13 protein-coding genes are annotated in these 21954 nt (G+C 42.4%); all 13 read left to right on the forward strand.

Annotated features, from left to right (window positions below; all coding sequences use genetic code 11):
• Positions 1–110 precede the first annotated feature (110 nt).
• The 13 genes from hemL to BCU68_RS13455 all read left to right on the forward strand — a co-directional run bounded on the left by hemL (position 111) and on the right by BCU68_RS13455 (position 21868).
• Complete coding sequence (hemL, locus tag BCU68_RS13395) at positions 111–1403, forward strand: glutamate-1-semialdehyde 2,1-aminomutase (protein WP_102565248.1); 1293 nt, start codon at positions 111–113, stop codon at positions 1401–1403.
• Positions 1404–1632: 229 nt separating this feature from the next.
• A complete protein-coding gene (locus BCU68_RS13400) occupies positions 1633–2718 on the forward strand; it encodes an AI-2E family transporter (RefSeq protein ID WP_102565249.1) in 1086 nt (361 codons plus the stop codon).
• Between the two features lie 99 nt (positions 2719–2817).
• Positions 2818–3840 (forward strand): 16S rRNA (guanine(1207)-N(2))-methyltransferase RsmC, encoded by a 1023-nt coding sequence (gene rsmC, locus BCU68_RS13405; protein ID WP_102565250.1) that lies wholly within the window; start codon positions 2818–2820, stop codon positions 3838–3840.
• A gap of 279 nt (positions 3841–4119) precedes the next feature.
• On the forward strand, positions 4120–7509 hold the full coding sequence (locus BCU68_RS13410; RefSeq protein WP_102565251.1) for a response regulator: 3390 nt from the start codon (positions 4120–4122) through the stop codon (positions 7507–7509).
• A 659-nt stretch (positions 7510–8168) separates the two neighbouring features.
• Positions 8169–9851, forward strand: coding sequence for an ABC transporter substrate-binding protein (locus BCU68_RS13415; protein WP_102565252.1), 1683 nt, complete (start codon positions 8169–8171; stop codon positions 9849–9851).
• Between the two features lie 178 nt (positions 9852–10029).
• Positions 10030–11016 carry an ABC transporter permease gene (locus BCU68_RS13420; RefSeq protein WP_102565253.1) on the forward strand — a complete coding sequence of 329 codons (987 nt, stop codon included), beginning with the start codon at positions 10030–10032 and terminating at the stop codon, positions 11014–11016.
• Between the two features lie 2 nt (positions 11017–11018).
• Positions 11019–12044, forward strand: coding sequence for an ABC transporter permease (locus tag BCU68_RS13425; protein WP_102565254.1), 1026 nt, complete (start codon positions 11019–11021; stop codon positions 12042–12044).
• 2 nt (positions 12045–12046) lie between these two features.
• On the forward strand, positions 12047–13030 hold the full coding sequence (locus BCU68_RS13430) for an ABC transporter ATP-binding protein (protein ID WP_102565255.1): 984 nt from the start codon (positions 12047–12049) through the stop codon (positions 13028–13030).
• Between the two features lie 50 nt (positions 13031–13080).
• The gene (locus tag BCU68_RS13435; RefSeq protein ID WP_102565256.1) at positions 13081–14076 is read left to right on the forward strand and encodes an ABC transporter ATP-binding protein; all 996 of its coding nucleotides are present in this window, start codon (positions 13081–13083) and stop codon (positions 14074–14076) included.
• 118 nt (positions 14077–14194) lie between these two features.
• Positions 14195–15928, forward strand: coding sequence for a glycoside hydrolase family 9 protein (locus BCU68_RS13440; RefSeq protein WP_102565257.1), 1734 nt, complete (start codon positions 14195–14197; stop codon positions 15926–15928).
• A gap of 2 nt (positions 15929–15930) precedes the next feature.
• Positions 15931–17889: a family 20 glycosylhydrolase gene (locus BCU68_RS13445; protein WP_102565328.1), complete on the forward strand. Its 1959-nt coding sequence runs from the start codon at positions 15931–15933 to the stop codon at positions 17887–17889.
• Positions 17890–17990: 101 nt separating this feature from the next.
• Positions 17991–20396 carry a N,N'-diacetylchitobiose phosphorylase gene (locus BCU68_RS13450; RefSeq protein WP_102565258.1) on the forward strand — a complete coding sequence of 802 codons (2406 nt, stop codon included), beginning with the start codon at positions 17991–17993 and terminating at the stop codon, positions 20394–20396.
• A 59-nt stretch (positions 20397–20455) separates the two neighbouring features.
• Positions 20456–21868, forward strand: a complete 1413-nt coding sequence (locus BCU68_RS13455) for a phosphoglucomutase/phosphomannomutase family protein (RefSeq protein ID WP_102565259.1) — start codon at positions 20456–20458, stop codon at positions 21866–21868.
• The last annotated feature ends 86 nt before the right edge of the window (positions 21869–21954 follow it).

Here is a 21954-nt window from a genome sequence, read left to right on the forward strand (position 1 = left end):
AGCGATTACTGTGAAACACTGCTGTTTTTTTCGCAAAGCATTTCTAGTTTGCAGCCTTGAGGGTACAATGTTTTTCACTTGGTCCGGAACAATCATAAGAGGACATATTCATGACCAAATCATCTGAATTGTATCAAAAAGCACAACAAACTATTCCTGGTGGTGTTAACTCACCAGTTCGCGCATTTAACGGTGTTGGTGGATCGCCAATATTTGTTGAAAGAGCTGATGGTCCATTAATTTTTGATGCAGATGGTAAAGCGTACATTGATTACGTTGGTTCTTGGGGGCCTATGATCCTTGGTCACAACCATGCTGCGATTCGTGATGCGGTTATTCAAGCCGCTCAACGTGGTCTTAGCTTTGGCGCGCCAACTGAGATGGAAATTAAGATGGCTGAACTTGTTTCTGAGATGGTGCCATCAATGGAGCAGTTACGCATGGTTAGCTCTGGTACAGAAGCGACAATGAGTGCTATTCGCCTTGCTCGTGGCTTTACTGGTCGTGATAAAATTCTTAAATTTGAAGGCTGTTACCATGGTCACGCTGATAGCTTGCTAGTCAAAGCAGGTTCGGGCGCGCTTACTCTTGGTCAGCCAAGCTCTCCTGGTGTTCCGGCTGATTTTGCAAAATACACACTAACCGCTACATTTAACAATCTTGACTCTGTTCGTGAGCTTTTTGCTGCTAACAAAGGTGAGATTGCTTGTATTATCGTCGAGCCTGTTGCAGGTAACATGAACTGTATTCCTCCTGTTGCTGGATTCCATGAAGGATTACGTGAAATCTGTGATCAAGAAGGCGCACTGCTTATTTTTGATGAAGTCATGACCGGATTTCGCGTCGCGGAAAGCTGCGCGCAAGGTTACTACAATATTAAACCTGACCTAACTTGCCTAGGTAAAGTGATCGGTGGTGGTATGCCCGTTGGTGCCTTTGGTGGTCGCAAGGAAGTAATGCAATATATCGCTCCAACAGGTCCTGTTTACCAAGCGGGCACGCTCTCTGGTAACCCTGTTGCAATGGCAGCTGGCTTTGCATGTCTCACGGTTCTTAAAGAAGAAGGTAATGAAGAGCGCCTTGCGGCTAAGACCAAACAAATTGCTGATGGCTTTAAGCAACTTGCACAAGAGCACGGTATTCCACTATTGGTTCACCAAGTTGGCGGTATGTTTGGTTTCTTCTTTACGGATCAAGAAAGCGTAACATGCTATGAAGATGTTGCTAAATGTGATGTAGAACGCTTTAAGCGCTTCTTCCACCTTATGCTCGATCATGGTGTTTACTTAGCACCATCGGCTTATGAAGCAAGCTTTACTTCTTTAGCGCATGGCTCAAGAGAAATTGAAGCAACATTAGAAGCGGCTGATCGCTGTTTTGCTATTATCGCTTCTGAAGCCTAATAGACCCACAAACACCGCGACAATCTAAATAGAAAACGAAGGGTGGATGAGATTCTCATTCGCTCTTTTTATTGCACGTCATCCCTCTTTTCATTCGCCTAAATTAAAATTTATTCTGTATTTTACGTTGTTCTCACCTTTACTGTGGCTCATAGTCTAAAATATTGATTAGTAATCAACTGTTTTGTCGTTAATATGCCATCATAACGCTATATCAAGGAGCACGACTGTGCCAGATAAAATCAAAATGTCATCCAGTCACTGGGTACTCATCATTGCCTTACTTGCTGCCATTTATGCGTGTTACCTACTACTTGGACCTTATATCAACTCTATTTTAATGGCCTTTATTATTTCGCTATTAATGTTTCCTCTACACTCATGGCTCGAGAGCAAACTAACGAATAAAGCCAATATTGTCGCGCTGCTTTCCTGCATCATTTTAACTTTTATTATTGTTATCCCCTTACTGTTTGTCTTTGCTGCCATCGTTCAACAAGGCTCTCTCTTTTCGCAGAATATGTATCAATGGGTTATTAATGGTGGCATACAGCAGGTTTTTTCTCATCCATTAACGGTAAAGGGTCTTGCCTTCATCAACACCTACCTCCCTTTTGATGCCATTGAGCCTCAAGCTATTGCCCAAAAAGCAGCCCAATTTGCCAGTTCATTTGGCAGTAATCTTGTCGCACTAAGCGCAAAAATATTAGGTGATGCGACGACCTTTTTAATGGACTTCTTTTTAATGCTCTTTGTCTTATTCTTTTTACTCAGAGATCACGACAAAATAATGACAACTTTGCGTCACATCATTCCGTTTTCTCGCAGCCAAGAAGATCGACTCTTTGCTGAAATAGAGCAGGTTTCAAAATCAGCAGTAATGGGATCATTTTTAACCGCTATCGCACAAGGTTTTGCTGGTGGTATTGGTATGTGGATCGCTGGTTTTCCAGGACTATTTTGGGGCACGATGATGGGGTTTGCTTCTTTTATTCCCGTTATTGGCACTGCGTTAATTTGGATTCCAGCCACAATCTATCTTGTGATCATCGGTGAGCATGGCTTGGCTATCTTCCTCGCTATTTGGTCAATTGTTATTGTTGGGTCTATTGATAACATCTTACGCCCTCTACTTATGCAAGGTAGCGCGGGAATGAATACGTTGATGATATTCTTTTCCCTACTTGGTGGATTACAACTTTTTGGTCTTATCGGGCTGATCTACGGCCCACTTTTGTTTGCGGTCACTATTGTGCTATTTAATATTTATGAAGAAGAGTTCCAAGACTTTATTAAGCAACAAGATAACTCGTAAAGTGGTAAGTTCTTCTCTTAATATTGCGGAAATATCTTCAAGCTCACGGCGGATTATGCGAAAATCCGCCCTCAATTTTATGGTCATTCAGAGTTCACTATGTCTGCATACACAGCACCAAGCCAAATAGCTCAACGTCAACTAGCTTACTTCGAAGGCAAGCACGTTCTTGTCGCAGGAGAAGCCGAAGATTTATTTCCTGTTGAACTAGCGAGTCACTGCGAATCCGTTACTGTGTTTACTTCAAATTATGGCTACTTTCGCCAACTTGAAGCACAACCTCGTATTACCCGTTATTTTGGTGCAGAGTTTGACGCTGAAACAAAAGCCGATATGGTGCTACTGTACTGGCCAAAAGCTAAAGCTGAAGCTGAATTTCTCTTAGCGATGTTAATGGCCAAGCTTGGTGAAAATACTGAAATTGTAGTGATTGGCGAAAATCGTTCTGGCGTAAAAAGCATTGAAAAAATGTTTAAAGACTACGGCATTGTGAAAAAATACGACTCTGCCCGTCGTTGCTCATTTTACTGGGGCCAATGCACAACCACACCAAAAGCATTCAACCTTCAGGAGTGGTTTAAAACTTATACGGTGAATATCAATAATCAAGACCTGATCATTAAAAGCTTACCTGGTGTATTTAGCCATGGTGAGTTTGATATTGGTAGTCAACTATTACTCGATAGCTTACCGAAACTTTCAGGCAAGGTATTAGACTTTGGTTGCGGTGCTGGCGTATTAAGTGCCGTAATGGCCAGTAACAACCCTGATGCAGAACTTGAACTATGTGATATTAGTGCCTTTGCCGTTGCTTCAAGCCAAGCAACATTAGCGGCCAATGGATTAAAAGGACGAGTTTTTGCTTCAGATGTCTACTCTGATACTGGCAAACACTACCAATTTATCATCAGCAACCCTCCTTTTCACTCAGGGTTAGAGACTAGCTACTCAGCAACTGAAACACTACTCGCTCAAGCACCACAAAGATTGGTGAGAAGTGGCACATTAATGATCGTGGCAAACTCATTTCTAAAATACCAACCAATTATTGAACAAGCTTTTGGTCAGTGCACAACGGTAAATAAAACATCTAAATTTGCTATTTATCAAGCAAATAAGTAGTAATATAGAAAAGAGAGCGCCGTTTATCGCTCTCTTTTCCCCTTTGCATATCAACCGAAAACCTAGCCCATCGATCTTCTCCACACTTCACAGCAACATAATCAATAAATTCAATATTAATCATATTTGCGCCTTACTCCACGCTTTGAATGAAACTTACTTGTCAAAGTGAAAAAAGTCGTTAATTTCAAACTTACACAATTGACAATTCTATTTGACTCTCACTAATTACGTCAAAAAAAACTGTAAAAATGCATGCTATGGATAGTAATTTAGATTATGTTTAGACTTTATAAGCGACAAAAATTTAAACGTTTGCAAAATACCTTGATGATCGCTTTCACAGTGCTCAGCTTGCTTCCTTTAACTTTAATTTCCATCTTTTTTCTACATGCGCACAGTGAAGATCTTGAGAAGCAAATCACATCGCATTTAGTTTCTGTGCGTGACAATAAACAGCAGCAAGTGACTGATTATATAGAAGCAAAAGAGTTGGAAACCTTAGGCTTTGTGCACTCTGAATTGGCCTATGCCAGCGGAGGAAGATTTTATGGTCTTATCAATGCGTTCCAACGGCTAGGCAACAATATTGAAGAGTCTCGTCAATATGCACAGCAGCGCTACTTTATCGGCTCTGGCAATAAAATAAAAACACGACCAACTTCTTCTTCAGAGACCTTTGTTGGCAGTGAGCGTTATCGGTTACTGCATAAACGCTACCACCCAACCTACGTCGAATTGTTAAAACGCTCCAGTTTTGATGATATCTTGCTGGTCGATATCGATGGTAATGTCACCTACTCGGTCAATAAAGATAAACATTACGCGAGCAACTTACTGCATGGGCCATTTAAAGACTCAAATCTGGGAAAAAGCTTTCAAAGTTTGATCAACAAAGTTTCTGAAGATAAAGAAAACAACCCCGTTTATACCCCAATTACAATTTCTGACTTTAGCCTAGAGCAAGGTAAAATGGTCGCTTGGTTTGGTGCTCCTATCATTCAACAAGGCTACTTACACAGTTATGCAATGTTACGCCTACCAAATGATGAAATAACTCAGATAACTTTAGATCATAGAAAACAATCATCAATGCATACCTTACTGGTCGGCAGTGACGGTCAATCAAGATCATCGGCTCATAACCAAGATATTATTAAAAAAAGTATGGCTATCATTGATAAAGCGTTATCTGAAAGAGCTGGTGTCGCTATCTATGAAAATACCTTTGATGAAAAAGTCATTGCTGCCTACTCCCCACTTAAGATAAAAAATACACTATGGGCAATCGTTGTTGAAATGCCTGAGAGTAAGGCCTATGAGCGTATAAAACAGCTACAACGCATATTTATCGTGGTCATGATTGTTGCCATTTTACTGATCGTCATTTGCTCCCACTACCTCTCCAATTTTATTACTTCCCCACTATTAAAGTTAACCTGGGCGGCAGAAAAGGTTTCAGCGGGTGATCTCGATAAGACCATGATCAATACCGAACGTAAGGATGAAATTGGTCGCCTTGCGGTAAGTTTTGAGCGTATGCAACGTTCGATTAGAGACAAGATAACGCTAATCAAAAGCCAGAATAAAACCTTGGAAGAAAACTTAAAAATCATTCAAAAACAGAATGATGAATTACAGTTAACCAACAAACTCAAAGATGAATTTTTAGCGACCACATCGCACGAGTTGCGCACTCCATTACATGGCATGATCGGCATAGCAGAAGCCTTAATTGCCGGGGAAAATGGCCCCCTACCCGACAACCAAAAGTACCAACTTAATATCATTATTAATAGTGGTCATCGTTTAACAACACTGGTTGATGATCTGCTCGATTATCATAAGATCCGCTATGGAAACTTAGATATTCAGCCGATAGCAACCAATCTCTCGATTGCAACAAGCTTGGTATTGGAGTTATCAAATCACTTAGTCGGTGATAAACCCGTTCGGATCATCAATCAAATACCCGACACTCTTCATTGGGTTTCCGCTGATCCTCAACGTCTTGAACAAGTGCTATATAACCTAATTGGCAACGCCATCAAATACACCTCTGAAGGTAAAATTGTTTTATCGGCTGATATTATGGATGACTACATCCGTATTCAAGTGGTTGATACTGGTGAAGGGATACCATCTGAATCACTTGAGTATATTTTCGAGCCCCTTATCCAAGCCGGTCAGCATAGCCATCATTATCGTCAAGGCGCAGGACTTGGGTTAACCATTAGTCGACAACTGATTGAGTTAATGGGCGGTGCACTCTATGTCAGCAGTCAACCTATGGTCGGCACAACATTTAGCTTTACTCTGCCACTCGCAACAGAGCAAGAAATCAGCCTCGCTGCCGATTTAAGCGCCCAACTACATTTTCAAGCACCAGAAAATCTTGATAATCAGCATCCAATGGCGACCGTATTACCTGAAAACCCACAGGGACCTCTACTGGTGATTGCTGATGACGAGCCGGTCAATCTACAGATCCTTGATAGTTTTTTACGCATGGAAGGCTACCGAGTACGTATTGCTTGTGATGGTGAAGAGACTCTCGATCTCATCAAACAAGAAAAACCTGAACTGCTACTTTTAGATATTATGATGCCAGGTATGAATGGCTATCAAGTGTGTGAAAAACTGCGTAAAAGCTATGATCTCGCAGAGCTACCAATCATCATGCTAACTGCGTTAAACCAAACCGATGACCGCATTCGAGGCTTTGAAGCAGGCGCTAATGATTACTTGTCTAAACCGTTTAATAAACAAGAATTAGCAGCACGTATCACCGCCCACCTCTCTGCAAGTAAGGCAGAACAAAGACGAATTGAAAACCACCAATTACAGCAAGAACTTAAACAGCGCGCACTGGTCGAAGCCAATTTATTAGAGACACAAGGTCGCCTGCTTGAACAACTCGAATCAGCACCAGAGGCGATTGTTTGTATTCGTAACGATAACAAGATTCGCTTTGCCAATGATGCCGCATGCAAGCTATTCAAACGCAGCCAAGAGCAACTAAAGCGCTCGTATGCCGATGAAATCGTAGCACCTAAATTCCTAAACCTAATGCAATTGCATTACTGTGGTGATATTGATATCTATGTTGAAGACATTCGTCAGCATCTCTCTTGTGATATTTTAAAGCTTCCTGAAGGTTCTGAGCTTCACGCTATGTATATTTTTGATGTTGGCGGAGGTGTTAATGCCAATCGAGTCAATAAGCTAGAGACGGCGATTGATGCGTTAAGTTGCTATGCCTTTGAGGGTGATAAAGAGAAGTTGCAACTACTTAAAGAGTTAGGTGGTGAGTTTACTCGTATTGCTGATAAAGCGACTGGGGAGGGACAGAATAAGCAAGACATCATGCGTGAACTCTTAGTGGAGTGTATGTCGACTAGCATAGCTTATTGGGAATCAGTCACTGGAAAATCTAAATTTGCCTTTGCTGAAGAGAGCGGTTTATGGCGTGTCTATTTAGACCGTAGCACATTGCAAACTCGTACTTTAGATAAATACTTACGCATAGAAACGCTACCTAAAACACCGCGCTGGAGAACCGTTTTAAGTTCATTAGACTACATATCACAGCACTGTCATGATACAAGCCCTGAGCGTATACACCTTGAGTCTCTAAAGGATAAGCTACAAAAGCTACTGACTTTATAATGCCACAACTTGCCACTCAGTCTGCACTCTTATATAGCCCATAGACTTTCAACCAGAAAGCAGTTTTGATATGGGCTTTTACCTTCATCTTTCATCGCCACGCTGGTTTGAGCCCATTGAGCACCAGCAACCAACCTTATACTTAGTAGTTATTTTTACATGGAAAATAAAGGCTAATTTCAAGTTCAAATACGGATAACTGTGACACTATATATAAGCTAACACTCGACACAAGTCACATAAATGAAAGTGATATGTTCAATTTGCGAACTAAATCACGACATAACGGCAGATTTGATTTTTAGATAAAAAATAGTTACCAAATAACATAAAGTCAAAACGAAAACGGTTAAATAAAAACAAAAAAACAACTCAAAAACAACAACTTAAGAAAAAATAAACACTAAAAAAGAAACCGATAACCGACAACCGATAGTGCTGATATTTTATCCAAACCACACAATAATTAACGGAATTGACATGACTTTATATCGTTTTAACGTTTTTAACGGGCATCGTAATTGATTATTTATGGCAGACAGTGTTTTCTAGATACGTCTAAAGCATACAGGCCACTCATTACGAGGTACGTTTTAGCAACTTTACATTTATTCATTCTTTATCCAATGAAAACAATAAAGCAACAGTAAGGAACAGCTATGCTTGTCAATATAAAAAAAACAGCACTCGCAGCAGCAATTATTGCTACTGCTACAACTGGGTTTGCTTCAATAGCAACCGCTGCTGAGCGCAGTGAACTCACGATTCACCCAAAAGAATATACGACATTTGTTCGTAACTTTAACCCGTACCTAGGCGCAACTAACCTACATACAACAACTGACTTTATTTATGAGCCGCTTGTTGTGTTTAATGAAATGCACGGTAACACACCTGTATTTCGCCTAGCAGAAAGTTACAAAATGTCTGATGACCTAATGAGTGTTACTTTTGATATTCGTGAAGGTGTCACTTGGTCTGATGGTCAGAAATTCACTGCCGATGATGTTGTCTTCTCTTTCAACTTAGTAAAAGCAAAACCAGAGCTAGACCAAAGCGGTATTAACTCTTGGGTGACTAGTGTAGAAAAAGTGGGTAATAATCAAGTTCGCTTTACACTAACAGAAGCAAACTCAAACGTTCCTTACGAAATATCTAAAGTGCCTGTGGTTCCACAACACATCTGGAAAGATATCAAAGAGCCAACAACATTCACCAATGAAAACCCTGTCGGATCAGGTCCTTTTACTGATATTGACACTTTTACTGCTCAACTTTACATCCAATGTCGCAACCCTAACTACTGGGATGCCGCTAACCTAGATGTTGACTGTTTACGCGTTCCACAAATTGCGAATAACGATCAGTTCTTAGGCAAAATTGTAAACTCTGAAATTGACTGGAGTTCATCATTTGTCCCAGATATTGACCGCACTTACGCTGCAGCAAGTCCTAAACACCACTACTGGTATCCGCCTTCAGGTACTCAAGCATTCATGGTTAACTTCAATAACCCGGATGCTGCAAAACATGAAGCGCTAAACAATGTCGAATTCCGTCGCGCATTCTCAATGGCACTTGACCGTCAAACTATCATTGATATCGCTTTCTATGGTGGTGGTACAGTCAATGATTTTGCTTCTGGTTTAGGTTATGCATTTGAAGCTTGGTCAGATGAAAAAACGCACCAAGACTTTAAAGGCTACAACTCTTACAACGCGCAAGGTGCTAAAGATTTACTCGCAAAAGCTGGCTTTAAAGACACCAATAAAGATGGCTTTGTTGAAACGCCATCGGGCAAATCATTTGAGCTACTAATCCAGTCTCCAAATGGTTGGACTGATTTTAACAATACTGTACAGCTTGCTGTTGAGCAGCTACTCGATGTAGGTATTAAAGCACGTGCTCGTACACCAGATTTCTCCGTGTATAACCAAGCAATGTTAGAAGGGACATACGATGTAGCCTACACCAACTACTTCCATGGTGCAGACCCATACACGTACTGGAACAGTGCTTACAACTCATCACTTCAACACGGTGATGGTATGCCTCGCTTTGCAATGCACTACTACAAAAATGACAACCTAGATGGTCTGTTAAACAGCTTCTACAAAACAGCAAATAAAAATGAGCAGCTAGAAATTGCTCATGGTATCCAGAAAATCATTGCTTCTGAGCAAGTAACGATTCCAGTGATGTCTGGTGCTTACATGTTCCAATACAACACAACTCGCTTTACGGGTTGGTGGAATGAAGAGAACCCACAAGGTCGTCCAAACATTTGGGCTGGTATCCCAGAGCGTCTACTTCATGTACTGGACCTAAAACCAGTTATTTAAGTTCACGTTCATCTCTAATGTGGCGAGCCTCTTGCTCGCCACTTATCAACAGCTCCCACACTCTCAACTGATAGCATGACGCTAGCCGTCAGGGGGTTGCTCGCTTCAAATAAAGTGTTTGATGCCTGCAACCATATAACCAGGAAAGGGAAAAACTTGGGTGAGTAAGGTGTAAGTTATGGGTTATTTTTTAAGACGTTTATCTTTTTATTTTGTCGCTTTATTGGTGGCTGCAACGTTAAATTTTATTATTCCTCGAGCGATGCCTGGTGACCCAGTTACCATGATGTTCGCGAACGCTTCTGTTCAAGTCACACCTGAGCGTATAGAAGCAATGAAACAGTTACTCGGCTTTGTCGATGGTCCTATTTGGGTGCAGTACTTAGCTTATATGAAAAATATTCTCAGCTGGGAATTAGGCACTTCAATCCAATTTTATCCGTTGGCCGTTAATTCTCTGCTAAGCAGCGCTTTTGGTTGGTCACTATTTTTAGCTGGAACAGCGGTTATCTTATCGTTCTCTCTAGGATCGGTTTTAGGTATCTTTGCCGCTTGGAAACGAGGCAGTAAATATGATTCATTCGTGACTCCAGGCATGCTCGTTATCCAAGCGGTGCCGCAAGTTGTTATCGCTATGATTGCCATGTTTACTTTTGCGATTGGCTTAAAGTGGTTCCCGACGGGTTACGCTTACACCGCAGGGACCATCCCTGACTGGACAAGTTGGGCATTTATTAAAGATGTGGCTTACCACGCCGTACTTCCCCTTTTCTGTGCTTCCATTGTTCAGGTCGGCGGTTTCTTAGTCAACATGCGTAACAACATGATCAATTTATTGGCTGAAGACTACATCACTATGGCGAAAGGCAAAGGCCTTAGCGAGAACCGTGTGGTATTTAACTACGCTGCTCGTAACGCAATGCTACCGAGTGTTACTGCACTCTCAATGTCATTAGGTATGGCAATTGGTGGTCAATTAATCATTGAAATCATCTTTAACTATCCAGGTTTAGGCAGCGTGCTATTTAATGCAATTACTGCTCGCGACTATCAAGTACTTCAAGGTCAACTGCTGATCATGACCTTATTCATGCTGTTCTTTAACTTACTTGCAGACATGCTTTACGTTGTACTCGACCCACGCCTACGTAAGGGAGCAAAATAATTATGAAAGGCATAATCAAACTAATTTGGGGCAACCCAATGGCACTTCTCGGTGTCTCGATTCTCAGTGTATTTTTATTTCTCGCTTTAGCTGCGCCACTGGTTACTAAGCACGCACCCGATAAACGTACGGGTAATCCACATGAATACCCGGGCTTTGTAGTCAAGTCAGCACAAAGCAACCCAGACGGTTGGATTGCACAAAACTTAGCGGATGATCGTCGTACATTAATCATGTCAAAAAAAGCGGATCACATGCTAGGTACCTCTCGTATGGGTCGAGATATTTGGTCTCAAGTAGTGTATGGCGCACGAGTATCACTGGCGGTTGGTTTTGGTGCAGGTCTTACAGTTTGTTTCCTAGCCACTATTATCGGTGTCTCTGCGGGTTATTTTGGCGGTCGTGTTGATGATGTATTAACGGCGGCTATGAATATCATGCTGGTCATACCCCAGTATCCGCTACTCTTTGTTGTTGCAGCATTTATTGGTGAGGCAGGACCATTAACCATTGCCATGATCATTGGCTGTACTTCCTGGGCATGGGGCGCACGTGTTGTTCGTTCACAAACGCTAGCACTGCGTGAAAAAGAGTTTGTCAAAGCGGCTGAAGTACTTGGTGAATCCTCTTTCCGTATTATCTTTGTCGAGATTCTACCTAACCTAATTTCGATTGTTGGCGCAAGTTTCATCGGTTCGGTTATGTATGCAGTGATGATGGAAGCAACGATTTCCTTCTTAGGGCTTGGTGATCCAAACACCATCAGTTGGGGGATCATGCTTTACAACGTACAAACGTCATCTTCAATGCTGATCGGCGCGTGGTGGGAGCTGCTTGCACCTTGTATTGCTTTAGTTTTCCTTGTTACTGGTCTTGCACTACTTAACTTTGCGGTAGATGAAATTGCCAACCCACAACTTCGTTCTCATAAAGGTATGAAGCGTTGGAAAAAAATGGCAAAGGAAGACAAAAATGAACGTAAACCTGTCCTAGAACCTCAACCTGCACTTTGGAACGGAGATAAATAATCATGGCTGAACCACTCATTTCAATCCGTAACTTATGTGTCGATTACATTACCGATGCTGGCGATGTTAGAGCGTGTAATAACGTCAGCTTTGACATTGCTCCAGGTGAAGTTTTTGGGCTTGCTGGCGAATCTGGTTGTGGTAAATCAACCGTCGCTTTCTCGCTGATGCGCTTGCACAAGCCACCCGCTTTCATTACTGGTGGACAGGTCATATTTAATGGCGAAAACATTCTTAACTACAGCGATCAACGCATGCAAGCGTTCCGCTGGAGTGAGATGTCGATGGTTTTCCAAAGTGCGATGAACGCGTTAAACCCAGTTTTACCAATGGAAGAGCAGTTTTGTGATGTCATCATGCATCACACCTCAATGACTCGTGAGCAAGCGAAAAAACGCGCTGAAGGATTACTGGAAATTGTTGATATTCACCCAAGTCGTTTATCAGACTACCCTCACCAATTTTCAGGGGGTATGCGTCAACGTCTAGTGATTGCCATTGCTTTAGCGCTAAATCCAAAAATGATCATTATGGATGAACCAACAACGGCACTTGATGTAGTAGTACAACGTGAGATATTGCAGAAAATTTATGCGTTAAAAGAAGAGTTTGGTTTCTCTATCTTATTCATTACTCACGATATATCACTGATGGTCGAATTCTCTGACCGCATCGGGATCATGTACTCAGGTGAGTTGATTGAAGTTGCCCCATCGAAGCAAATACTGGAAAGCCCATACCACCCTTACACGAAAGGGCTGGGAAGTTCTTTCCCACCACTAACAGGACCGAAAACAAAGTTAACTGGGATCCCTGGCAACCCGTTAAACCTGTTAGATATACCACAAGGATGTCGCTTCCAGGCGCGTTGTAATCGAGTACACGAAGCTTGTACAAAACAGGCAACGAATTTGCGCCAAGTAGAGCCTAACCGTTTTTCTAATTGCCATCTCTATGGTGACACGATTGCTCATGTCAATGCATAGAGCAGCGTTAAAAACACTGGCATTAGTAATAACAGTTTTTGGAGAGAGTTATGAGTAACAATTATGGTCAACTGCTGGTCGAAGGTAAGAATGTCGTCAAAGATTTCCCGATCAGTAGCACAACACTAAAGCAGCCTTTAATGCGCGCACTCAATGATGTGTCATTCAAAATGTATAAAAGTCGCGGTCTAGCCGTGGTTGGCGAGTCGGGTTCGGGTAAATCGACTACCGCAAAAATGATTGCCAAAATGTATGCACCATCCAACGGCATCATTAAATATAAAGGTCGTGATATACAAGAGATCAAAAAGAAAAATGAGTTAATGCACTACCGTGAAGGCGTCCAGATGGTATGGCAAGACCCGTTTGGATCACTTAATCCAACGCATACGATCTTCCATCATATCGCGCGCCCACTGCTTATCCATAAAAAGCTCAATTCAGGCAATAAAAAAGAGCTTGAAGATCGTGTTTATGATCTCTTAGAACAAGTTGGACTTATTCCAGCTAAAGAGACAGCGGCAAAATATCCCCACCAGCTATCTGGAGGTCAGCGTCAACGTGTCAACTTAGCACGTAACATCGCGGTTGGTGCAGAGGTTGTTCTTGCTGATGAGCCAACCTCCATGCTTGATGTATCTATCCGTGCAGGTGTACTTAACCTGATGGAAGAGATGAAGTTTGAGAAACAAATGTCGCTACTTTACATCACGCACGATATCGCAACCGCTCGTTATATCGCTGAAGATATCTCGGTCATGTATGTCGGACACATGGTCGAATGGGGTGATACAGATGAAGTCATCGCTGATCCTCAGCACCCTTATACACAGCTGCTGGTATCAGCAGTGCCAGATCCTAAAAAATCAATCCACGATAAGTTAAAAGGCAACAAAGGTGAAATACCACTTTGGACGCCTGACTCTGTGGGCTGTCCGTTTGCTGGGCGCTGCTCTCATGCCATGAGCAAGTGTAAAGAGCAATTACCTGGCGTAACACAACTCGCCGAGAATCACTTTGTGCGCTGCTATTTGCACGAAAGCTAAACCGCGTAATTAGACCCTTTCACTAGGGTCTAATTAACTTCTGATTTTATCACTATTGACCATCGCGACATAAAACCTAGGCAGAGAAATCTAGGCATAATGATAATGGAGTACAGAGTTGCAATTACTAATCAACCATATTGGCTATGAATCGAAAGGATCTAAGCAAGCCATTTTACAAACGCCTCAGCCTCGCTTATCTAATTACTCAGCGCTGCTGGTTTGTGCACAGAACCATATCACGGTCGATAACATTTCCATTGAAAAAAATGGAGAGGTTGATAATTGGCACTTTGGTCATTTTTATACGCTCAATTTTACCAAGTTTACTCAGCCTGGTACCTATTACATTCGTTTTGATAACTTACGCTCTGAAGTGTTTGAGATCAGCGAAAATCTACTCATGACACGCACCTTCTCCGATGTTCTAAACTACTTTAAATCACAACGCTCTAGTGGTCGCTTTGATAAGCAAGATCAGAATATTTCAGTCCTAAACAGCGACCAAACGATGGATGCTCACGGTGGCTGGTATGATGCATCTGGCGATGTGAGTAAATATTTGAGTCACCTTTCTTATGCCAATTATTTAAACCCACAACAGATACCAATGGTTGTGTGGAATATGCTTAAGGGGTTATCACTGACCGATTCTCACCCTGAGCTCTCACCATTTTCACAAGAGCGCTTAATCGAAGAAGCGCTATTTGGTGCAGACTTCCTATTAAGAATGCAAAGTACTGATGGCTACTTCTTTATGACCGTGTTTGATGGTTGGAGTAAAGAAACCCAGCAACGTGAAGTGTGTGCCTATGAAACTCAAGCAGGAAAGAAAACCAGCGATTATCAAGCAGGCTACCGTCAAGGTGGTGGTGTAGCGATTGCTTCTTTAGCAGCGACGGCTCGATTAGAACGAACTGGTGACTTTAAGCCCAATGAATACTTGCAAGCGGCTGAACGTGGCTATTGGCATTTACGTGAAAACAATCGCCACTATTTAGATGATAATCAAGAAAACATTATTGATGAGTACTGCGCGCTACTGGCTAGCTGCGAGCTATTTAAAACCACTCAAGAGCAGCGCTACCTAGCAGAAGCCAGAGATTGGGCGCAACGCCTGTCATTACGCCAACTTTCCGATGATAACCTGCAAAACTTCTGGTCTGCAAACCATGATGGTTCGCGCCCTTATTACCATGCAGTCGAAGCTGGGTTACCCGTTATAGCACTGTGTGAGTATTTAAGTATCGAAACAGAGTCTGCATATAAACAGCCGATTGCCACGGTTGTACTGCAAGCTTGTCAGTTTGAATTAAATATCAGCCAGCGTGTTACCAACCCTTTCAGCTACCCGCGCCAGTACGTCAAACCTGTTAATGGGAAGAAACAAGAAACTTTCTTTATGCCACATGATAATGAAAGCGGCTATTGGTGGCAGGGAGAAAATGCCCGCTTAGCCTCAATGGCAACTATGGCGTATCTTGCACAAGATCATATTAATAACCCTGCACTAAAAGCAGAACTGATCAACTTTGCGCAGCGTTCATTAGATTGGATTTTGGGGCTCAACCCTTACCATTGCTGCATGCTTGATGGGCATGGTCGCAATAATCCAGACTACCTACCTAAACATGGATTTTTTAATGCAAAAGGCGGCATCTGCAATGGAATAACATCAGGGGTTGATGATGAAAAAGACATCGCCTTTAATCCAACAGAGCATAAAAATGATAGCGAGCAAAATTGGCGCTGGGGAGAACAGTGGCTACCACATAGCGCTTGGTATCTATTGGCAATAATGGCGCAAACCTATCATTTTGAATCCATAAATAAAGCTAACGGCGAGGGTTGATGATGAGCTATCGTTTAGATTTTACTGTCTTATCTGAGCAAGATAACCACTGCCGACTCGGGTTAGCCTTACATAACTTAACTGATCAATCGATTAGTGCTTGGTCTTTGCATTTTGGTTTTGAGCGTTTTATTCAAGTCGATAGTGTTACTCAAGGCAGCTTATCTCAAGTTGGTAGTTTCCTAACTTTTACGCCCCCATCCTTGACACTTGAAGCCAATGAGCATATCTACATTGAATTTGACGTCGGTACTGCACCTTTGCGTTTCTTAACCGATGGTATTAAAGATGCGTTTATTCAGTTAAGTGAGTCATCCGTGTGCCCTATTCTACCGGTAATGGTCACTCCAATTGCTTTAGCTTCACCTTACCATCAGCGCACTCACATAGCGCATGTTGACAGCGCTCGCTATCCACTGATCCCTTTACCACAACAGCTAATTGCCCATGAGGGTGACTATACGTTGAACGATCAGAGTGAATTGTACTGCCACTGCGAACAGGCTCTTGACGGCGCTCACTGGCTACAAGAAGAACTGAATAACCTATACCAACTAACGGTTGCGGTTCATAAGCCAGCTAAAATCACTTCAACGTTGAATATTGACAACAACACACAGCAGTCCATCGCTTTCATAACTCTGCCGACTCTAGATGAGGGGCATTACCGCCTCTCAGTTAGTGCACAAAGTATTGTGATTTACTCTGGATCAAAAAGTGGCTTTATCCACGCTGCTGCAAGTTTAATCCAGCTTATTAGCACCAATAAAAATAGTAAAACATTATCAATACCTTGCTGTGAAATTGAGGATTCACCTCGCTTTGGTTATCGCGGCATGATGCTAGATTGCGCTCGCCATTTTCACTCAGTGACCAGCGTTAAAAAACTGATTAACCGCCTTGCTCACTATAAGTTCAACACCTTTCACTGGCACCTAACCGATGATGAAGGTTGGAGAATTGAAATAAAGTCACTACCTGCTTTAACGGATATTGGAGCATGGCGCGGTATAAATACAGCCATTGAACCACAATATTCTCACTTATCTGATACTTACGGTGGTTTTTATAGTCAGGCTGAAATTAAACATATCATTGCCTATGCCGAGCAGCGTGGGATCACGATTATCCCTGAAATTGATATTCCTGGACACTGCCGAGCGGCGGTTATCTCATTACCTGATTTATTGATCGACCAAGATGACACAACGGTATATCGCAGCATTCAAAACTATAGCGATAACGTGCTCAATCCTGCACTCGAAGGCACCTACTTTTTCTTAGATAGTGTTTTAGAAGAAGTCGCTGCCCTATTTCCTGGTCCTTATCTGCATATTGGCGCTGATGAAGTCCCTAATGGCGTTTGGCTTAACAGCCCAAAATGTCAGCAATTAATGAGTCAGGAAGGCTATCAAGAACCCAAAGAGCTGCAAGCTCACCTATTACGCTACGCCGAAAAGAAACTCAAAACACTGGGTAAGCGCATGCTGGGTTGGGAAGAAGCACAGCATGGTAATAAGGTCAGCAAAGATACCATTATTTACGCTTGGCAAAATGAACAAGCCGCCATTGATTGCGCTAAGCAAGGGTTTGATATCGTCCTGCAACCTGCTCAATTTACGTATTTAGATATGGTGCAAGATTACGCTCCAGAAGAGCCTGGCGTTGATTGGGCGGTCGTTCTTCCACTAGAAGCCGCTTACCGCTATGAACCTCTTGCCGAGATAGAAGCGAGCAGCCCGGTTCATCAGCGAATGTTAGGAATCCAGTGTGCAATGTGGTGTGAAGGAGTAAAGGACGAGCAACGCCTTGATTATCTGCTCTTTCCACGTATGACTGCGATAGCTGAAACCTGCTGGACAGCAGCGAAAAGCAGACACTGGCATGATTATTTAGCACGCCTCAAAGGGCACTTACCACTGCTCGACCGTCAGCATATAAATTACCGTCAACCTTGGTGATATCCAGCAAGTTTGGCAATAAACAGTAGCAAAAGGAAAGGCTCCTTTTGTTGAGCAACTTTAGTTAGCGACTCAATACGCTTATTTATAAGGAAATGACCATGAAGTACGGCTATTTTGATAATGACAATCGTGAATATGTAATCACTCGTCCAGATGTACCAGCGCCTTGGACTAACTACCTTGGCACTGAAAAATTTTGTACCGTCATTTCTCATAATGCTGGTGGGTATTCATTTTATAACTCTCCTGAGTATAACCGTGTTACCAAATTCCGTCCCAACGCCTCTTTTGATCGCCCAGGTCACTATGTTTACTTACGTGATGATGAGACGGGTGATTACTGGTCAATCTCATGGCAGCCTGTTGCTAAGAGTTTAGATGAAGCCAGTTATGAAGTGCGTCATGGTTTATCGTACTCAAAATTCAAATGTGACTACAACGGCATTGAAGCATCGAAAACGCTCTTTATTCCTAAAGGTGAAGATGCTGAAGTTTGGGATATTGTAATAAAAAACACCTCGGACAAACCACGCACTATCAGTGCCTTCTCATTTGTTGAGTTTTCATTTAGTCACATTGAATCTGATAACCAAAATCATCAAATGTCTCTCTATTCAGCAGGCACAGCATATCAAGACGGTGTTATTGAATATGACTTGTACTACAACACTAATGATTTTGAAGGATTTTATTACTTAGCCGCGACTTTTGACCCTGATAGCTATGATGGTCAGCGTGATAATTTCCTTGGCTTGTACCGTGATGAAGCCAACCCTATCGCTGTAGAGCAAGGGCGCTGTAGTAACAGTGCACAAACCTGTTATAACCACTGTGGCTCATTACATAAACAGTTTGTTATTCAACCTGGTGAAGAAGTTCGCTTCGCCTATATTCTCGGTCTAGGTAAAGATAATGGTGCTAAGTTACGTGAAAAGTATCAAGATCTTGCCAATGTGGACGCGGCTTTTGCTGGCATCAAATCTCACTGGGAGACTCGCTGTAACAAATTCCAAGTCAGCTCACCTAATGAAGGTTTGGATACCATGATCAACACATGGACGCTTTATCAAGCCGAAACCTGTGTTGTTTGGTCTCGTTTTGCATCATTTATCGAAGTCGGTGGACGTACCGGTCTTGGCTATCGAGATACCGCTCAAGATGCCATCTCGGTTCCGCACTCAAATCCAAGCATGACTCGCAAGCGCATTGTCGATCTACTGCGTGGTCAGGTACAAGCGGGTTATGGTCTGCACTTGTTTGATCCTGACTGGTTTGATCCAGAAAAATCCGATATTGAACCATCAAAATCTCCAACTGTTGTACCAACACCAAGCGATGAAGATAAGATTCATGGTATCGATGACACTTGCTCTGATGATCATTTATGGATTGTACCAACTATCTGTAAATACGTAATGGAAACCGGTGAAGAGAGCTTCTTTGACGAGCCGATCCCTTATGCCGATGGTGGCGTTGCCAGCGTCTATGACCACATGAAAGCCGCGTTGGATTTTTCAGCTAAATACGTAGGGCAAACGGGAATTTGTAAAGGGCTGCGTGCTGACTGGAATGATTGTCTAAACCTTGGTGGTGGCGAGTCGGCTATGGTCTCTTTCTTGCATTTCTGGGCACTGCAAGAGTTTATTGATCTAGCGAAGCACCTAGGTCGCCATGATGATGTCGATACTTACAGCACAATGGCGGAAGGTGTTCGTCAAGCGTGTGAAAAGCACCTTTGGGACGATGAAGGCGGTTGGTATATCCGTGGTCTCACTAAAGATGGCGACAAAATTGGTACTGCGCAACAAACCGAAGGTCGCATCCATTTAGAATCTAATACCCTTGCCGTTTTATCTGGCGCAGTTTCGCAAGAACGTGGTGAAATAGCGATGGATTCTGTCAACGAGCACCTCTATTGCGAATATGGTCTACACCTTAATTCCCCTTCCTTTTCAACACCAAATGATGACATTGGCTTTGTAACTCGCGTTTATCAAGGCGTGAAAGAAAATGGAGCTATCTTCTCTCACCCTAACCCTTGGGCGTGGGTTGCTGAAGCTAAGTTAGGTCGCGGTGATAGAGCAATGAAGTTCTATGATGCACTCAACCCATACAATCAAAATGACATGATTGAAACTCGCTATGCCGAACCTTACTCCTACGTACAATTTATCATGGGGCGCGATCACCAAGATCACGGACGTGCTAACCACCCTTGGTTAACAGGAACTTCTGGCTGGGCTTATTTTGCCGTTACCAACTTTATCCTTGGGGTGCGTTTAGGCTTTGATGGATTGATTGTTGACCCATGTATTCCAACCGAGTGGACAGGATTTTCTGTCCGTAGAGAGTGGCGTGATGCGGTATTTAATATCACCATAGAAAACCCAAATAATGTCAGTAAAGGGGTGGCATCCATCACCTTAAATGGCAATCCAATCGAAGGCGCGATTCCAGTTCAAGCAGCTGGAAGTAGTAATGATGTTGTTGTGGTACTCGGTTAAGTATCTTTCATTTTAGGGGAAGAACTCCGCTTCCCCTTACCGTATAAAAGGATTTTATTATGATCAAATTTGGAACCGGTGGTTGGCGCGCTTTTATTGGTGAAGAGTTCACTAAAGATAATGTACGCCTCGTAGCACAAGCTATTGCTAATATCATGCACAACGAAAACGTGACTGAAAAAGGCTTTATTATCGGTTATGACCGCCGCTTTTTATCCGATAAAGCGGGGGCATGGTTTGCCGAAGTTCTCGCCGCTAATGAGATCAAAGTGAGCTTTATTAATCGCTTTGTACCTACGCCTATTGTCATGTTTCAGGCTAAAAAAGATCAATGTGCCTACTCTGCTTGCATCACGGCATCACATAACCCTGCCGATTATAATGGCATTAAAATCTTTATTGAGGGTGGTCGTGACGCTGACGAGATTATTACTGAAAAGATTGAGTACCAAGTCGCTAACTTACAACAATCTGATGTTAAATCGGTCGATTTTGAACAAGCACTAAATGATAAAACTATAACAATCATTAATCCAATGAACGATTTCGTCGATTCAATCATTAATTTTATTGATATTGAGGCGATCAAAAAAGCCAACTTGCGTGTACTTATCGACCCTATGTTTGGCGTGGCAAAAAATGCCCTACAAACGGTATTAATTAACGGTCGTTGCGATGTTGATGTTATTAATGATGGCAAAAACCCTGATTTTGGTGGACTGATGCCATCACCAAGTGCTGCAACGCTTTATCGTCTAAAACACATGGTTGCAGCAGAAGGCTATGACATTGGTATTGGTACTGATGGCGATGCGGATCGATTGGGTATTATTGATGAAAAGGGGCATTTTATTCACCCTAACGAAGTGCTGATGCTGCTTTATTACTACATGCTTGAGTACAAAGGTTGGAAAGGTTCAGTGGTGCGTAATATTGCGACGACACACCTGCTCGACAAAATAGCTGCAGATCATGGTGAGAAAAGCTTTGAGGTGCCAGTTGGCTTTAAACACATTAGCTCACAAATGGAAGCCGATGACTCACTGATTGGTGGTGAAAGTTCCGGTGGTTTAACTATCCGAGGTCATATTAAAGGTAAAGATGGCGTATTTGCCTCTAGCTTATTGGTTGAAATGATCAGTGTCACTGGTAAAAAACTCTCTGACTTGTTAAACGAAATATACAGTAAATATGGCTATGCCTATACCGCTGAAGGTGATTGCACATTTAAACCAAACCAAAAAGAAGTGTTGTATAAGAAAATTTATACCGATAAGCAACTTCCTGAATTTATCCATGAAATTGAAAAAGTGAGCTATGAGGATGGTGCAAAAGTTTACTTTAAGAATGGGGGGTGGGTTATTGCTCGCTTCTCAGGAACGGAGCCTTTGCTACGAATTTTTGCTGAAATGGAAGATAAAGAAACCGCTGAGCAGGTAATGCTTCAAGTGAAGGAATTTTTGTCATTGTAAAAGTTATAGATTGCCTGCTTTATTCAGCACCAGCCTTGTCGCTGAAACCCTTTAAGTGAGGCACTTTGCCCAGCATGAGTCTGCTG

Origin of the sequence: Vibrio sp. 10N.286.49.B3, from assembly GCF_002873395.1 — a bacterium.
In the GTDB taxonomy this organism is placed as follows: domain Bacteria; phylum Pseudomonadota; class Gammaproteobacteria; order Enterobacterales; family Vibrionaceae; genus Vibrio.

What these genes read in the sequence shown, in the direction of transcription:
- hemL (WP_102565248.1), top strand. Translation starts at nt 111, where the DNA reads ATGACCAAATCATCTGAATTGTATCAAAAAGCACAACAAACTATTCCT.
- rsmC (WP_102565250.1), top strand. Translation starts at nt 2,818, where the DNA reads ATGTCTGCATACACAGCACCAAGCCAAATAGCTCAACGTCAACTAGCT.
- BCU68_RS13410 (WP_102565251.1), top strand. Translation starts at nt 4,120, where the DNA reads ATGTTTAGACTTTATAAGCGACAAAAATTTAAACGTTTGCAAAATACC.
- BCU68_RS13415 (WP_102565252.1), top strand. Translation starts at nt 8,169, where the DNA reads ATGCTTGTCAATATAAAAAAAACAGCACTCGCAGCAGCAATTATTGCT.
- BCU68_RS13420 (WP_102565253.1), top strand. Translation starts at nt 10,030, where the DNA reads ATGGGTTATTTTTTAAGACGTTTATCTTTTTATTTTGTCGCTTTATTG.
- BCU68_RS13425 (WP_102565254.1), top strand. Translation starts at nt 11,019, where the DNA reads ATGAAAGGCATAATCAAACTAATTTGGGGCAACCCAATGGCACTTCTC.
- BCU68_RS13430 (WP_102565255.1), top strand. Translation starts at nt 12,047, where the DNA reads ATGGCTGAACCACTCATTTCAATCCGTAACTTATGTGTCGATTACATT.
- BCU68_RS13435 (WP_102565256.1), top strand. Translation starts at nt 13,081, where the DNA reads ATGAGTAACAATTATGGTCAACTGCTGGTCGAAGGTAAGAATGTCGTC.
- BCU68_RS13445 (WP_102565328.1), top strand. Translation starts at nt 15,931, where the DNA reads ATGAGCTATCGTTTAGATTTTACTGTCTTATCTGAGCAAGATAACCAC.
- BCU68_RS13450 (WP_102565258.1), top strand. Translation starts at nt 17,991, where the DNA reads ATGAAGTACGGCTATTTTGATAATGACAATCGTGAATATGTAATCACT.
- BCU68_RS13455 (WP_102565259.1), top strand. Translation starts at nt 20,456, where the DNA reads ATGATCAAATTTGGAACCGGTGGTTGGCGCGCTTTTATTGGTGAAGAG.